The organism is Paraburkholderia acidipaludis NBRC 101816, from assembly GCF_000684975.1.
GTDB lineage: Bacteria > Pseudomonadota > Gammaproteobacteria > Burkholderiales > Burkholderiaceae > Paraburkholderia > Paraburkholderia acidipaludis.
This window is the reverse complement of sequence record NZ_BAXZ01000028.1, coordinates 39,309-53,725: the sequence shown is the minus strand read 5'-3', so window position 1 is coordinate 53,725 and position 14,417 is coordinate 39,309. Positions and strand designations below refer to the sequence as shown.

13 protein-coding genes are annotated in these 14,417 nt (G+C 65.1%); 2 read left to right on the top strand and 11 right to left on the bottom strand.

Going from position 1 to position 14,417, the window contains the following annotated elements; translation table 11 throughout:
• Window positions 1-8: 8 nt before the first annotated feature.
• The 5 genes from BAC01S_RS26160 to BAC01S_RS26140 all read right to left on the bottom strand — a co-directional run bounded on the left by BAC01S_RS26160 (window position 9) and on the right by BAC01S_RS26140 (window position 5,423).
• Window positions 9-845: a p-hydroxycinnamoyl CoA hydratase/lyase gene (locus BAC01S_RS26160; RefSeq protein WP_027797428.1), complete on the bottom strand. Its 837-nt coding sequence runs from the start codon at window positions 843-845 to the stop codon at window positions 9-11.
• Window positions 846-913: 68 nt separating this feature from the next.
• The gene (locus BAC01S_RS26155) at window positions 914-2,386 is read right to left on the bottom strand and encodes a benzaldehyde dehydrogenase (RefSeq protein ID WP_027797427.1); all 1,473 of its coding nucleotides are present in this window, start codon (window positions 2,384-2,386) and stop codon (window positions 914-916) included.
• A 35-nt stretch (window positions 2,387-2,421) separates the two neighbouring features.
• Complete coding sequence (locus tag BAC01S_RS26150; protein ID WP_027797426.1) at window positions 2,422-3,189, bottom strand: coniferyl-alcohol dehydrogenase; 768 nt, start codon at window positions 3,187-3,189, stop codon at window positions 2,422-2,424.
• Window positions 3,190-3,381: 192 nt separating this feature from the next.
• On the bottom strand, window positions 3,382-4,347 hold the full coding sequence (locus BAC01S_RS26145; protein ID WP_027797425.1) for a PDR/VanB family oxidoreductase: 966 nt from the start codon (window positions 4,345-4,347) through the stop codon (window positions 3,382-3,384).
• On the bottom strand, window positions 4,344-5,423 hold the full coding sequence (locus BAC01S_RS26140; RefSeq protein ID WP_027797424.1) for an aromatic ring-hydroxylating oxygenase subunit alpha: 1,080 nt from the start codon (window positions 5,421-5,423) through the stop codon (window positions 4,344-4,346). Before BAC01S_RS26140 ends, BAC01S_RS26145 begins: the two co-directional genes overlap by 4 nt.
• Window positions 5,424-5,612: 189 nt before the next feature.
• Here BAC01S_RS26140 and BAC01S_RS26135 point away from each other — a divergent pair, with 189 nt between their 5' ends.
• Window positions 5,613-6,089, top strand: a complete 477-nt coding sequence (locus BAC01S_RS26135) for a MarR family winged helix-turn-helix transcriptional regulator (RefSeq protein WP_027797423.1) — start codon at window positions 5,613-5,615, stop codon at window positions 6,087-6,089.
• 29 nt (window positions 6,090-6,118) lie between these two features.
• On the opposite strand, the gene BAC01S_RS26130 is transcribed toward BAC01S_RS26135, so the two are convergent.
• Window positions 6,119-7,522: a diguanylate cyclase domain-containing protein gene (locus BAC01S_RS26130; RefSeq protein ID WP_407667960.1), complete on the bottom strand. Its 1,404-nt coding sequence runs from the start codon at window positions 7,520-7,522 to the stop codon at window positions 6,119-6,121.
• Between BAC01S_RS26130 and BAC01S_RS35710 the strand changes: the two genes are divergently transcribed.
• The gene (locus tag BAC01S_RS35710) at window positions 7,521-7,712 is read left to right on the top strand and encodes a hypothetical protein (RefSeq protein WP_245616686.1); all 192 of its coding nucleotides are present in this window, start codon (window positions 7,521-7,523) and stop codon (window positions 7,710-7,712) included. The genes BAC01S_RS26130 and BAC01S_RS35710 overlap by 2 nt on opposite strands.
• A gap of 42 nt (window positions 7,713-7,754) precedes the next feature.
• Here the strand turns inward: BAC01S_RS35710 and BAC01S_RS26125 are convergent, their stop codons facing one another.
• The 5 genes from BAC01S_RS26125 to BAC01S_RS26105 all read right to left on the bottom strand — a co-directional run bounded on the left by BAC01S_RS26125 (window position 7,755) and on the right by BAC01S_RS26105 (window position 14,314).
• Entirely contained in the window at window positions 7,755-10,094 is a 2,340-nt protein-coding gene (locus BAC01S_RS26125; RefSeq protein WP_027797421.1) for a putative bifunctional diguanylate cyclase/phosphodiesterase, read from the bottom strand.
• Window positions 10,095-10,192: 98 nt separating this feature from the next.
• Window positions 10,193-10,558 (bottom strand): response regulator, encoded by a 366-nt coding sequence (locus BAC01S_RS26120; protein WP_027797420.1) that lies wholly within the window; start codon window positions 10,556-10,558, stop codon window positions 10,193-10,195.
• A 67-nt stretch (window positions 10,559-10,625) separates the two neighbouring features.
• Window positions 10,626-11,165, bottom strand: coding sequence for a hypothetical protein (locus BAC01S_RS26115; protein WP_027797419.1), 540 nt, complete (start codon window positions 11,163-11,165; stop codon window positions 10,626-10,628).
• Window positions 11,162-11,860, bottom strand: coding sequence for a methyl-accepting chemotaxis protein (locus BAC01S_RS26110; protein ID WP_156954547.1), 699 nt, complete (start codon window positions 11,858-11,860; stop codon window positions 11,162-11,164). Before BAC01S_RS26110 ends, BAC01S_RS26115 begins: the two co-directional genes overlap by 4 nt.
• A 54-nt stretch (window positions 11,861-11,914) precedes the next feature.
• The gene (locus tag BAC01S_RS26105) at window positions 11,915-14,314 is read right to left on the bottom strand and encodes a Tar ligand binding domain-containing protein (protein WP_027797417.1); all 2,400 of its coding nucleotides are present in this window, start codon (window positions 14,312-14,314) and stop codon (window positions 11,915-11,917) included.
• Window positions 14,315-14,417: the final 103 nt, after the last annotated feature.

Here is a 14,417-nt window from a genome sequence, read left to right as displayed (position 1 = left end):
TCCTGCATTCAGGCACGCTTGCGGGTCAGATCGTAAGCGCCCAACCCCGGCTTGTAAATCTTGTCGTCGAGGAACTGCCGCAGGCCTTCCTTGCGGCCGTCGTCGTCGAAGCTGTTGGCCGCTTCCTGGGCGCGCACGAGAAAGTCCTCGGCGTTATCGTAGGTCATCTCGCGCACGCGGCGAATGGCGTCCTTGGTGGCCTTCAGGGCAACCGGATTCTTCTTGAGCAGCGCCTGCGCCACTTCCACAACGCGCGCACGCAGTTGCCCGGCAGGCACCGCCTCGTTGACGAGTCCCCACTCCTCGGCTTTGCGGCCGTCGATGTTCTCGCCCAGCATCGCGTGATACATCGCGCGGCGGAACGACAAGAGTTCCGCGGCGACCTTCGACGCGCCGCCGCCCGGCAAAATGCCCCAGTTGATTTCCGAAAGGCCAAAGCGCGCTTCCTCGGCGCAGAACGCGAGATCGCAGGCAAACAGCGGACCATAACCGCCGCCGAAGCACCAGCCGTTGATCATCGCGATGGTGGGCTTCTGATACCAGCGCAGACGCCGCCACCAGCCGTAGCTCTCGCGCTGGGCCTTGCGCGTGCCCTGCAGGCCGTGCGCTTCGGTGTCGCGGAAATACTCCTGCAGGTCCATGCCGGCCGTCCACGCCGTGCCCTCGCCGGTCAGCACGAGCACGCCCACGTCGGGATGAAACTCCAGCTCGTCGAGCACCTCCATCATGCGCCGGTTCAGCGCCGGGCTCATCGCGTTACGCTTTTCCGGGCGGTTGAACCTGACCCATGCCACACCGTCCTCGATGCCGAACGCGACGGTTTGTTCTTCTGCCTGACTGCTCATTTCGTATACCTTATCGATAATTGAAGGCGTTGGTAGAAGCACCCTCGCATGGGCGCTTCTACCGCGACTTAAAACGGATACTGCGGCACGGCGTCCTTGACCGTGACCCACTGCCAGTGCGTGTACTGCTCCCAGTCGGCGGGGCCGCCGACGCTGGTGCCGTTGCCCGAAGCCCCGGTCCCGCCGAAGGGATTGGTGACCTCGTCGGCCACGGTCTGGTCGTTGATGTGCAGCAGGCCCGTGTGCAGCCGCTCGCCTATCGCCATGGCACGCCCGACCGACGCCGAGATCACGCCTGCCGAGAGACCGTATTCGGTGCGATTGGCGAGCTCGATTGCCTCCTCGTCGGTGTCGAACGGAATCACGCTGGCGACGGGCCCGAAAATTTCTTCGTCGAACGCGCGCATGCCCGGCTTCACGTTGGACAGCACGGTCGGCGCGTAGAACAGCCCTTCGTGCGTTCCGCCCGCCTCGACCACGGCGCCTGCCGTCACCGAAGCGCTCACGATATCGACCACATTCTGCAGTTGCCGCTGGTCGATGATGGGCCCGAGCGCGACCTGCGCCACGGCGGGATCGCCCACCGGCAGGTGGCGCGCCTTGTCGGCAAGACGGCGCGTGAGTTCGCCCGCAATGCTGCGATGGGCAAGCACGCGGCCCGTCGCCATGCAGATTTGCCCCTGATGGAACCAGGCGCCGAATGCAATGGCCGAGGCCGCCTTGTCGAGATCGGCATCCTCCAGCACGATCAGCGAATTCTTGCCGCCGAGCTCAAGCGACACCTTCTTCAGATGGCGCCCCGCCAGCTCGCCGATCTTGCGGCCAGCCGCAGTCGAGCCGGTAAACGCGATCATCGGCACGCCGGGAGCTTCGACCAGCGCCTGCCCGACATCCGCGCCGCCCGGCAGAACGTGCAGCAGCCCTTTGGGCAGGCCCGCGGCCGCCAGCACCTCCGCGATCACGAAGCCGCCCGCGTAAGGCGTGCGCGGATCCGGCTTGATCACCACGGCATTGCCCACCGCGAGCGCGGGCGCGACCGAGCGCAGCGAGAGCACGAGCGGGAAATTGAACGGCGAGATCACGCCGATCACGCCCAGCGGCAGCTGGCGCGCGATGCTCAGGCGCCCCGGCTGGCCCGGCAGCACCCGTCCGTTGGCTTCCAGCGGCATCGCCGCGGCACGCTGCAGCAACACGATCGCTTCGCGCACCTCGTGCTCGCCCTTCGCCAGAATGGCGCCGGTCTCGCGCGCGATCAGCGCCGCGGCAGCGCCGGCCTGTTCCTGCAACAGCGCCGCGGCGCGATGAAACACGGCGGCCCGCTCGCGCGGCGACGTGGCGGCCCACGCGCGCTGCGCCGCGCGTGCCGATTTCACGGCGACGGCGACGTCCTCCGGCGTGACCTTGCCGACCTGATGCAGCGGCCGGCCGGAGGCGGGTTCGACGACGTCCAGAACGCCGGGCGTACCAACCCAGTCGCCGTTAAAGATCTTGCCCTGCCACGTGTCGGCGTTGGCAAGCGAAATTCCTGACGAATTGCTCATGACGCATGTCTCCAGTAGGTATTGATCGGGTGTCCTTAGATTGCCGTGGCGGCCAGGCCGCCGTCGACGGGCAGATTGATGCCGTTGATCCAGCGGGCGGAACCGGAGGCCAGAAACACGATGGCTTCCGCCACTTCGTCTGCGTAGGCGGGGCGCTTCATCTTCGCGGCATCGGCTTCCACGCGCTCGGGGCCGAGCATCGTCACGAAGTCGCCGAGAATCGGCGTAAAGACGGGGCCCGGCGCGACGCTGTTGACGCGCACGGAATGCTTCGCGAACCAGTCCTGCGAACGGCGCGCGCTCCACACGATCAGGGCTTCCTTGAAGTACTGGTAGCAGGTGGCCTGCGGCACGGGACGCGCGCCGAGCCATCGAGCGCCGGCCTCGAAACCGGCGGTGTCGGCCAGCTCGCGGTGCAGTTCGAGCCGCTGCGGCCACTCCGCCCCGAGGATCGACGCGACGTTGATCACGCTGCCTCCCGCCACGATGCGCGGCAGCAGCGCCTCGCTGAGATGGCGCAGACCCAGATAGTTCACGCGCGCCACGAGATCCACCGGCGCCGTGCCTGGCACCCCGGCGATATTGGCCAGGGCGTCGATGCGCTCCGGCAGGTGCGCGACCAGCGCGTCGATCGCGGCCGGATCGCCCAGATCGGCCTGGTGAAACGCGTCGAGCGTCATGTTCACAGGCTGGCGATCCACGCCGATCACGCGAGCGCCGTGAAACCGCGCGAGGCGCGCCGTCTCTGCGCCGATGCCGGACGCCACGCCGGTGACGATCAGGGTCTTGCCGTTCAGATTCATTGCCGTTGTCTCCTTGGTTCCGGTCGAATGCCGTCTGATAGTTTTATACCATAATAGTTACATCACATAACTATTTTTTCGAGATGCACCGCAGCATGAAATGCGGGCAAAGAAGCAGGCGGGGGGAAAGCCATGACGGGCCGGCCAGGCCGCAAGATGCGCGGGAGCCCGGCCGGCCGGAGAGGATGAGCGTTAGAGATCGAGAATCAGGACGGGCGACCTGGCGCGGGAGCAGCACGGCATGAAATACTCGCCGGCCGCCTTCTCCTCGTCAGTCAGATAACTGTCGCGATGATCGGGCTGCCCTTCCAGCACGCGGGTCATGCAGGTTCCGCACACGCCCTGCTCGCACGACGTCAGCACCTCCACGCCGTGCCGCGCGAGCGCGGCGATGACCGTGCAGCCGGGCGGCACCTCGACGGATGCCCCACTGCTCGCGATCCGCACTTCGAACGCCGTATCCGTGCCCGCTTCCTGAACGAGGGCGGAGAAGAACTCGTAATGCAGCCGGTGTTCGGCCCAGCCTTGCGCGCGCGCTTCGGCCAGCACCGCCTCCATGAATCCGCGCGGCCCGCAAACGTAGAGATGCGTTTGCGCCGTTGCCGCCGCGAGTACCGCGGCAAGATCGAACGCCTGGTCGGCGCCTGCGTCGTCGAAATGGAACTGCACGCGCTCGCGAAAAGCCGGATCGGCCAGCCGCTCGACAAACGCAGTCCGTTCGCTGGAACGCGTGCAGTAATGCATCTCGAACGGCGTACCGGCGGCGGCGAGATGCTCCGCCATCGAGAGGATCGGCGTAACGCCAATACCGCCTGCCAGCAGCAGGTGCCGTTGTGCCTCGGCATCGAGGGGAAACAGGTTCCGCGGCGTGCCGATGCGGATCAGGTCGCCCTGGCGGACATCATCGTGAATCGCCATCGACCCGCCGCGCCCTTGCACGTCGCGCAGCACGGCGATTTCGTAGCGGTCCTGACATGAAGGACTCCCGCATAACGAATACTGGCGCACGAAGCCGCCGGGCAGATGCACGTCGATGTGGGCGCCGGCGCTGAACGCGGGCAACGGCCCGCGGTCCGGACGCCGCAATTCGAAACCGCAGATGCCGTGCGCCTCGTCCCATTTGCGCACGACCTCGACCGTCAACGTCATGTCGCTCACACCGCCCCCTTCGCCGGCACGATCGGCGCGACGGGCCGTCCGGGCGCCGGCGAACGCTCTTCGGCGAGCAGACGGTCGATGACCTTGCGGGACAGCACGCCGCCCGCGTCGATATTGAGCTTCAGCAGTTGACGCTCGGGCCATGCCAGCAGGTTTTGCTGCTGCCGCTCGAGCATCTCCAGATCTTCGCCGAAAATCTTCCCCTGCCCCTCGCGGATCTGGGTGGTCAATTCGGCATTGTCGGGCTGGAAATTGCGCGCCATGCCCCAGAAGTACCAGATCGACGTTTCGGTCTCCGGCGTGATGAAATCCACCACGATCGAGGCAGCTTTCCGGTCGGCGGGCGCGTCGTAGCCGCCATGACCCGCATGCGCGACGCCGACTTCGATCATGACGTGGCCAGGCGGCGTGAAATGGCAGACCTGCCAGCGGTCGACAGGCACGTCGTCGGCAAGGCCGTTGCCGCGCAGCGCCATCTTCCAGAACGGCGGCGCGCTGACGTTGTGCATGAAGCGGCTGGTGACGACTTCGTCGCCGCGGCTGACGGTCTTCGGCGCCGCTTCGTCGATTTCCTTCTGGCCGATGCTGCTCGCGTGCACATACGTTTCGTGCGTGAGGTCCATCAGGTTGTCGATCATGAGACGGTAGTCGCAGCGAATGTGATACAGCCCGCCGCCATACGCCCATTGCGGATCGTCCGCCCACGGCAGGTGGTGCAGCTTTGCCGGATCGGCCTGCGACGCGTCGCCGGGCCAGACCCAGAGGAACCCGTATCGCTCCAACGCCGCATAGCGCCTGACCGCCGGAAAACCGCCGACCCGCTGGCCAGGCATGCTCGACGCCTTGCCGTCGCAACCCATCTGCAGTCCGTGATAACCGCACACGAGTTCGCCATCGCGGACAAAACCCAGCGAAAGCGGTGCCCCGCGATGCGGACAGAAGTCCTCGAGCGCCACCACCTCGCCGCCCGCACCGCGATAGAACACGATCGACTCGCCGCAAATCTTGCGGCCGAGCGGCTTCGCGTCGATCTCGTCGGGGGTGCCTGCCACATACCACGCATTCTTCAAGAACATTCTTTTGCCTCCTTTTCAGGCGCCCTCGGTCGACCTTGCCGGGTCGGAGCGCGATCGGTATATTCAGTGTACTGAATGTAATTCAGTGTACTGAATGTCTGATCCGCCTACAAGCCGCGCGGTATACTGGTTTTCCCTCAACGGTTACGGTATCCGCATACCGGCCGATGAATCACGCCTGATCTCGCCATGAAAAAAAGCACTGCCGCCGACGCAGCCCGCCCGCCCCTGGACCTCTACGAAGAGCCCGGCCATCTGATCCGCCGCGCCAATCAGATCGCAGTCGCCATGTTTTACGAAAAACTGGGGCGTGACGTTACCCCTGTGCAATACGCCATCCTCCGCATGCTTGGCGAATGCCCCGGCCTGGATCAGGTCACGCTCGCGCAAAAAGTGGCGCTCGACACCTCGACGACGGCAGACATTGCCGCGCGCCTGGAGAGCAAAGGATGGATCGTGAGGGAGATGCTGCCCAGGCGACAGCGTCGTCTGCTTCTCACGCCGGAAGGCGAGGCGCTGCTGGCCGGCCTGATGCCGTCCGTGCGCGATCTGCGCGATACGCTTTTCGCCGGCATGTCCGAAGAGGACGCCGTCAATCTGATGCGCCTGCTGAGTCAATTCGTTCATCTGAACAACGAGCAGAGTCGGGCTCCGCTCAAGGTGTAGCGCACACATTTCGCCCCGGTGCCGGGCTTCTACCGCATAACTGCGCCTCTGGAGACGCGGTAAGTGCCCTTACCCGCCTGTTTGGCGCGGTACAGCGCATCGTCAGCACGACGAATGATCTGGTCCGGGGCTTCGTTCCCGGTAGCGAAGGCAATGCCGATGCTGGTGCCGATAGCGACCGTCTTGCCGGCGGACAGGCGATAGGGGCGCTCCAGTTCGCGAATGAGGCGTTGCGCGGTTGCCGTGGCGGAGGTCAGATCCGCGTACTGGCCGACGATGGCGAATTCGTCCCCGCCGAGGCGCGCCGCGAGTTCGTCATGCCGAAGCGCGCGCTTCAGGCGTGCCGCGACTTCTTTCAATACCTCGTCTCCGGCGCCATGACCGAGTTTGTCGTTGACCTGCTTGAATCCGTCGAGATCCAGATACATGACGGCGGGTGCGTTTTCGTGCGTGATCGTTGCATGGGCAAGGATCGTGTCGAGCTGGTCGCCGAATTCGCGATGGTTGGCAAGACCGGTGAGTGAATCGTGTCTCGCGAGGTAAAGAATATTCGCCTCGTTCTGGCGACGTTCCGTGACGTCTTCGATGATGATCACGGCGGTGCCGTCGGGCAGCGGGTTGCGGGTCATCTCGAGCTGCCGACCGTCGCGGAGTTCCAGGTTCAACGGACTGCGTCCTTCGCGCAGCCATGCCGCGCATCGCTCCGTGATCTGCGGGCGCAGCGTCTCGCCGAACTGCGCGAGCGCGACATGACCGATAAACTCGGGCAGCGGCGCGTTGAGTTTCAGCATTTCGGCCGTGGCGCCGAACAGCTCCGCCGTGCGGCGGTTGGCGATGATGACCCTTCCCGCGATGTCGGTGGTGCACAGGCCGTGCGGCATGTTGGCCAATGCCGCATCGAACCGGGCCGCAATTTCCGCATGTTTCTGTTCCGCGCTCATCAACGCGACGAGCCCCTCGTAGTGGCGGCGGACAACCGAGACCATGGCGGTGACGTAGGCCACGAGGGGCGGCACGAGAATCCAGAACCCGCTCCGTGCCGTGAGCAGCGCACCAAGGCCGATCGGCAGCGCGCCCAGGAGAATCTGCGTGATCGCGAGGTAAGGCAGCGCGGCGTTGCGTGACGCTATGCCGCCCAGAACCCCGGCTGTCACCATGATGGCGAGGGCGGCCACCTCGGTATCCGCCGACATCACGCACGCCATCGTGCCGGTACCCAGCAACAGGGACGAAGCGAGCGCGAGGGGCACATAGGAGATGGCCCATCGTTGCGGATGAACCCTGGCCGAGGGGCCGCGGGACGTGTAGAAGTACACCATGCCGAGCCGGGCCGAAGTCGTACCCAGATCGGCGGCGAACCATAACGCGGCCCACCATTGGTGCAGCCGCACGAACGCCGTCGCCGCGACGAACGCGCTGGCGATGCCCGCCATGAGCAGCGGACGAAAGTTGTCGAACAGCGTCGACAGCAGCGACGAGCGGCTGGACGCGCTAACCGTGTCCCGCTCCAGCGCCGGCGTCGAGAGAATCAGGTTGAAGGCGGAATATTTCGTGAACATGATGCGGCCGAGGTCAAGGCTCGGCATGCCCGAATTTCGCGGGCGGACGATGATGCCGTTTTAACGGCTGCGCAGGCGTTGTATTGATAGGTGTAAACACGTCCGGTCAAGACGGTGTCGGGTTCCTGAGCGGTGTTCCCGACGAGGCATGCAGGTTGATACGTTCTATCAGGAGTGCGTCGCTTTCGCGAGGCAGAGGGTGGCCGAAGAGATAGCCCTGGACCTCGGTGCACCCTTCTTCCGTGATGCGGGCGAACTGCTCCTGGGTTTCCACGCCTTCCGCCACGGTCGTGACGCCCAGGCGCTTGCCCAGGTCCGCAATGGCCCTGACCACGGCTGCGCAGTCAGGCCGCGTAACGGCGTCACGGACGAACGAACCGTCGATCTTGATCTTGTCGAACGGGAAGGCCCGCACGTGGACCAGCGACGAGAAGCCCGTTCCGAAATCGTCGAGCGCCACGCGCACGCCCATGTCGCGAAGCGCGCGCAAGTCGGCTACGACTTCGCCCTCGTCGTGCAGCAACGCCGTTTCCGTCACTTCGATTTCGAGCCGGTCGGGAGGCAGTCCCGAATCGGCGAGCACGGCCGCGATCGTGGGTCCGATCGTTCCGCGGCCGAGCTGCGCCGCGGAAACGTTCACGGCCACGCGTGCGCCGTCCCGCCAGTGCGCCGCATCGCGGCATGCGCGGTTCAGCACGAACCGCCCGAGCCGGTCGATCAAACCGCTGTCTTCGGCCACCGGGATGAACTCCGAGGGAGAAATCCAGCCCCGCTTCGGGCTGTGCCAACGCACCAACGCTTCTCTCGCCGTGACCCGGGTCGTCGCAACGTCGACGATCGGCTGATAAAACACGAAGAGGCCCTGATTCTCTTCGAGCGCGACGCGCAGCTTCGCTTCGAGCTGCAGCCGCTCCTGCGCGCGCGCCTCCATATCCGGCGAGAACATGCGGTAGGTTCCCTTGCCGGCCGCCTTGGCTGCGTAGAGCGCCATGTCCGCACGCGAGAGCAGCGCCTCCGCGCTCTCGTCGCGATGCGGGGCCAGCACGCAGCCAATGGAGGCGCCGATCCGCACCTGCCGGTCAGGCTCGAGGGCGTAAGGCGCGATGAGCACCTCGACCAGTCTCGCGGCGATCGAGGCGACCGCATCCGCACAGGCATCGCGTACGAGCACCGCAAACTCGTCGCCGCCAATGCGTCCGAGGTTCAGGTTCGGAGCGTGCAGACACTCGCCGCGCAGCCGGTTGGCGACCTGCCGCAGGAGTTCGTCGCCGGCGCGATGTCCGCGCGCATCGTTAATGATCTTGAACCCGTCCAGATCGATGTACAGCAGACCGATGGCCGTGTCCGGCCGGGCCAGGTTCGCCTCCAGCTCGTCCAGGAAAGTGGCCCGGTTCGGCAGGCCCGTGAGCGAGTCCTCGTGCGCGAGCCGGTAGATCCGTTCCTCGGCCTCTGCCTGCCGCGTCACGATGGACCAGGAGAGCATCGGGCCGATATAGTGGCCGTTCGCGTTGTTGACGGCCGACACCTGCAGGTCGAGCACTTCCGGCCCAAGCTGGATGCGGGTCCGGTGCGGCAGGTTGGCGGGATCGGACAGCAGCCGGCGCTGGCGTTCCGGATGCCGGTGAAACACGTCGATCGAGGTCCCCACGATGTCGGCCGCGCGGATCGGCAGCAGGTGTTCGATGGCGCGCAGCGTATGCTTCGACGTTTCGTTGACGTAGTTGATCCTGAACGTGTCGAGGTCGACGGTCATCACTGCCACCGGCATGTCGTCGATCATGTCCAGCAGGCGCTGCTGGGCCTGCTCCCGGTTGCGCGACTCGCTCCGGGCTTCGATCATGCGCGCGAAGGCCTCGTGATTGACGAAAACCATGGCAATCAGACCGCCCGAAACGAAAACCATGTTGATCGCGGTCGCGACCAAGGTTGGTTCTCCTGTCGAAACAAAGAAGAGCATGAACGGTACGTTCACGATCACCGTCACGATGAGCGCGGCAGAGCGCAGGAACATGAGGCTCAGGATGATCCCGATCACCGTAATCGCCATGTAGAAGGCCACCTGGGCCTTCTCGAACGCATTCCCATACGGAAACAGCAGGAGCGCCCACGTGGTGAACGCGACGGCGATGACCACGGCCAGGCGGTTCGTGCGCATGAGCGCTCGCGCCGCGGCTTGCGCGGTCGTGTCCACATGACGCGATTTCCACCAGTAGAGCACCCGGATCGCGCACGTCAGCGTAAGCAGGACCGGTATGGTGACGGCCAGCCAGCCGGGCGCGTGCCCCATGTGCGTGACGGCCACGCTCCAGGTGCTGGAAACGAGGATGATGTACATCACGGGAAGCTGCCGCGCGAAGGCCTGGTGTTGCGCCTTGAGCAGCTCCGGATTCTCCGGCGGCACGGCAATCAGCCGGATCACTCTCGCCAACAGTTCTTTCGGTGTCATGGTGCAGCACTCTGTGCGAGTCCACGTCGACATCGACGACGAAAAGGCGCGTGTACTCGTGACACTGCAGCCGCTTCAATCCTCCGCTTGCCGCCCGCTCAGCCCGCGAGCTTGCGGAACGTCTCCAGCACCGCTTCACCCTTGAACGGCTTGACGATCCAGCCCTTCACGCCGGCGGCCTTGCCGCGCTCCTTCATCGCCGGGCTGCTTTCCGTCGTCAGCATGATCACGTTGACACTCTGATTCGCAAGCTCCCCGCGAATCTTCTCGACCATGGTCAGCCCGTCCATGTTCGGCATGTTCACGTCGCTGATCACGAGCCGGGTGCCCGGGCTCGTGCGCAGCTTCGCGAGCCCGTCCTTGCCGTCGATCGCCGTGTCCACGTCGAGGCCGTTCTTTCTCAGGAAGCCCGCCACCTCGTCGCGCACGGTGCTCGAATCGTCCACCACCAGAATCTTCGCCATAACGCTTTCCTCTCCAGTCCTTATCAGGTAATCCGTCAAAACAAATGCGGGCTTTCTTGCCGGGTTGTCAAAAGAGTTCGAGCTCGCCGACGCTCTCGGCCACGTCGGCAACCTCGGCGACGTGCGCCACGAAATCGAGCGGCGCGTCGGCGCACACGCATACCGTCGCGCCGAGCCGCACGGTCCCGTTGACCGTCACGCAATACGAGGCGAGGAAATCGGGCTTCAGTTGAGTCAGATACGCCGCGCAGTGGCCGCTGAGCACGTAGGGCGTCGACATCCCGAGATCCGGGAAGTATTCGACGAGCTGATGATTCATCGCGCCGCAGCACAGGTTGCAGATTTCGAGCAGCCGTTCCTCCAGCGTCGCCTCCCCGCCGCCGAGGTAGTAAGCGCGGGTGGCGTCGTCGTTGTCGAAACGCAGGACCAGCAGCAGCCGGAAAGTGATCGACGAAATGGTCAGCACGATCAATTCGTCGTCCGACGTGCCTTCGTGCGGCGCGCCGTGCGCGACTTCGCACGAATCGCCCGCGCTGGCCGTCAGGCGCAGGCGCGCGGCCTGGCGAAAGATCCGCTCGAGGCTGTCCTTCGCTTGCTCGCTGATCACGTCGCCACCTGCTCGAGCCTGGATTGAAGCTGGTTCGCGCGCGACGCAACACCGCCCAGCGAGGCGGCGATCATCTTGCCGCCCGCCTGAATATCCTGGAAGGTCGCCGTCGTGATCAGGTCGTTGCGATGCAGGCTGTCCCGATAGCTCTTCGACAGTTCCTGCGAGCGCGACGCCAGCGTGCGCACCTCGCTCGCCACGACCGAGAATCCGCGTCCGGCGGCGCCTGCGCGCGCCGCCTCGATCGAGGCGTTCAAGGACACGATCAGCACGTGCGCGACGATCGACGACAGCTCCTGGTTCTTGCTGTGCATCTCCTGGTTCTGCGCCATCAGCGAAATCATCTGCTCATGCCAGCGCTCGAAGGTCACGGCAAGCGTCTTGAGCCGGGCCGCTTCGTCCGCGATGGACGCCGCCAGCCGCCCGCATTCCTCCTTGAACTCGAGCACGGCGGCACGCGCCGCATGGGCTTCGTCCTCGCCCGCCGAGCGCCGGGCCAGGTCGTCGCGCAGGCTCGCGACGAGCGACTCGAGCTCGCGCTTTTCCTGTTCCGCCTGCTCCCGATGCCGGGCATCGGCCTGCGCGAGCGCGGCGCCATGGCGCGCTTCGGCTTCGGCGCGCTGCTGCGCGAGCTCCCGTGTGCCGCGGCGCCGCTCGAACCACACCGCCGCGAACACGGCCAGCAAGCCGAGCATCAACGCAATAATCGGGATTCCATATCGTTCTGCCACTGCCCTTCTCCAGATGACTCAATCGGACAGCGCGTCGGCCTGCAACGGCATCTCTTCCTTCTCCTGCGGCGCACCGCCCACGCTGTGCACCGCGCACCGCTCCGGCAGGCAGACCACGATCTGGAACAGACGGTAGTCGGCGCCGCGCTGGTCGTCGGTGAAGCGCAACTGGATGCTGCCGTTCTCGCGCTTCAGGAAATCCCGCACCGCGTCCATGCCAACGCCGCGCCCGGACACTTCCGTGACCTTTTCGGCGGTCGAGAAGCCGGCGTGAAAGATGAAGTCGGCCACCAGTTCGTCGCTCAGTTGCGCGTCGTCGTCGAGCCAACCGCGCGCACTCGCGATACTGCGGATACGCCCGAGGGCGAGGCCGCGGCCGTCGTCGCTCAGGGTGATCTGCAGCGCGCCCCTGCCGAGGCTGGCCTGAATGGCGATCGTGCCGGCCGCCGGCTTGCCCTGCGCGACGCGCGTGGTCGCGGTCTCGATGCCATGATCGACCGAGTTGCGAATCAGGTGCATGAAGACATTCTTCAAGGTGCTGCTCACCTGCTTGTCCACGCGGTAGCCACCGTCATCGATGCGCACGACGGGCGGCTCCTTGCCCAACTCCCGCGCCAGCGACGGCAACGACCCGAGCACGCCCGACAAGGCGTCCTCGATCGTTTCGGTGCCGAGAATGCGCAAGTTCCGATGCAGCGAGTCGCGCATCGTCAGCAGGCTGCGGACGTCGACCGGGTCCGCTGCTTCCAGCATGCGCAGGCTCTCCTGGATATGCCCGCGGTCGACCATCAGATAGTGTTCGGCGCTGCCGTGGCTTCCGGCGTCCTTGCGGCCCAGGCTCACGTCGTTGATCGTCCTGTAGCGCTCGATCGCGGCCTTCACGCGTTCGAGGTCGGCAATCAGGACTTCCTGATTCCACTCCTCGCTGACATCGTTGCGGCGCAGGGCGTCGTAGCGCCGCTCGGTCTCGTGCACGATGCTCGTCAGATGCTGCAGGCTGTAGGTGCGCGCGTTGCCCTTGATGGTGTGCGCGTTGCGGAACAGCTCGGCAATCGCCGCGCTGTCGGCCTGCGCGTGCTGGCGAATGATCCGCTCGTTCTCGTTGACGAAGCCCGTTGCGCTGTCGACGAAATGGTGGAACTTCTCTTCGCTGACCGCGAGAATCTCGCCGATCATTTCGAGCCGGCTCTTCTGCTCGCCGGCCTCGGCCGCAAGCTGCCGCAACTCGGTCACGTCGCGCACGCAAAGCATGAGGCGCATGACCGTGTCGTTCTCGTCGGTGATCGCCGACCAGCTGAGGTCGAGCGTCTTCACGCGGCCGTCGGCCATCGTCTTGGCGATCTCGTTCACGAGCAGGTGCTGGTTGAACGTGAAGTTCATCGCGTCCTCGCCGATGCAGGCATGAATCGCGGCGTCGACCTGCGAGCGCAGGTCCGAGTTCAGATCCGTGTGATCGAACACGAGCTCCATGACCGGCTGCCCGGCGATCTCCTTCGTCTCGAAGATCGCTTCGAGGTAAGCCGAGTATTCGGCGTGCACGAGCGCGCCATCGACCACCGTCAGCATGCCCTGCTGAATGTTCTGCAGCATCGCCTGAATGTCGGCCGTCTTCTGCTTGAGCAGCGCGGAGCTTTGCTGGATCTTCTCGATCATCTCGTTGAACGCGACGATCGAGCGCCCGATTTCGTCCATCCGCCCCACCGGCACACGGCGCGTGAAATCCTGGCTCGACGCGATCTCGCTCATCATCGACTGCATGCGGGCAAGCGGCCGTCCGATCACCGCCGCCAGCGCGGCACGCGCACCGAGGCCAATGCCGAGCGCCGCCAGCGCGATCACGGCCGCCGCGATCATGAGCCGATGGAACTGCGCCTGCGCGCTATTGAAGCGCGCTTCCTGGTGATCCACCTGTAACGCTTCGAGCGCGCTCATCGCCCGCTCATATCGGGTGTTGAGCGAATCGGCCTCGCCCCGGGTATTGTGGAATTTGTAGTAGTCGTTCTGCGAGAGCTGCGCGAACTCCGGCTCAAGCGCCTGCTTGATGAGCGCCGCCCGGGCCACCTGCACCTCATTGGCCGCGCGCGACTCTTCGGCGTTGCGCGGCTTTGCCAGATACGCCGCCCAATTGTCGTCGCTCGCCTTGAGCACCGCGCGCGCCTTCGGCAGCAGGTCGTCGCTCGCGCGCCCCATGGAAAAAAGCGTCTCGTAGTTGCCGAGCGCCAGCTGCACTTGCAGCATCAGTTCGGAACTCGTCTTCAGATGAGTGAGCGCCACCGTATCGGTCGCGTAGGACTGCTTGAGTGCATCGTTGCTCTGCTTGAGACCCAGCACGGCGACGAGCATCGTGGCGATCAACGCGAGCGTATAGCCCGCAATCGTGAGCGTGAGCCCATTCTGTATCGTTAAGCGTTTGAACATATCGTCGCGCGCGAGTTCGCACTGATGCGAACAGCGCACGCTACCCTCCGTAGTGGTGTGGTGATACGCGCATGGACGATCCTCTGCCGGAATTCTTATGGTC

Excerpts from the sequence above, each read along its gene's own strand:
- BAC01S_RS26160 (WP_027797428.1), bottom strand. The coding sequence starts at position 845 with ATGAGCAGTCAGGCAGAAGAACAAACCGTCGCGTTCGGCATCGAGGAC.
- BAC01S_RS26155 (WP_027797427.1), bottom strand. The coding sequence starts at position 2,386 with ATGAGCAATTCGTCAGGAATTTCGCTTGCCAACGCCGACACGTGGCAG.
- BAC01S_RS26150 (WP_027797426.1), bottom strand. The coding sequence starts at position 3,189 with ATGAATCTGAACGGCAAGACCCTGATCGTCACCGGCGTGGCGTCCGGC.
- BAC01S_RS26140 (WP_027797424.1), bottom strand. The coding sequence starts at position 5,423 with ATGTTCTTGAAGAATGCGTGGTATGTGGCAGGCACCCCCGACGAGATC.
- BAC01S_RS26135 (WP_027797423.1), top strand. The coding sequence starts at position 5,613 with ATGAAAAAAAGCACTGCCGCCGACGCAGCCCGCCCGCCCCTGGACCTC.
- BAC01S_RS35710 (WP_245616686.1), top strand. The coding sequence starts at position 7,521 with ATGAGCAGCGGACGAAAGTTGTCGAACAGCGTCGACAGCAGCGACGAG.
- BAC01S_RS26130 (WP_407667960.1), bottom strand. The coding sequence starts at position 7,522 with ATGGCGGGCATCGCCAGCGCGTTCGTCGCGGCGACGGCGTTCGTGCGG.
- BAC01S_RS26125 (WP_027797421.1), bottom strand. The coding sequence starts at position 10,094 with ATGACACCGAAAGAACTGTTGGCGAGAGTGATCCGGCTGATTGCCGTG.
- BAC01S_RS26120 (WP_027797420.1), bottom strand. The coding sequence starts at position 10,558 with ATGGCGAAGATTCTGGTGGTGGACGATTCGAGCACCGTGCGCGACGAG.
- BAC01S_RS26110 (WP_156954547.1), bottom strand. The coding sequence starts at position 11,860 with ATGCTCGGCTTGCTGGCCGTGTTCGCGGCGGTGTGGTTCGAGCGGCGC.
- BAC01S_RS26105 (WP_027797417.1), bottom strand. The coding sequence starts at position 14,314 with ATGTTCAAACGCTTAACGATACAGAATGGGCTCACGCTCACGATTGCG.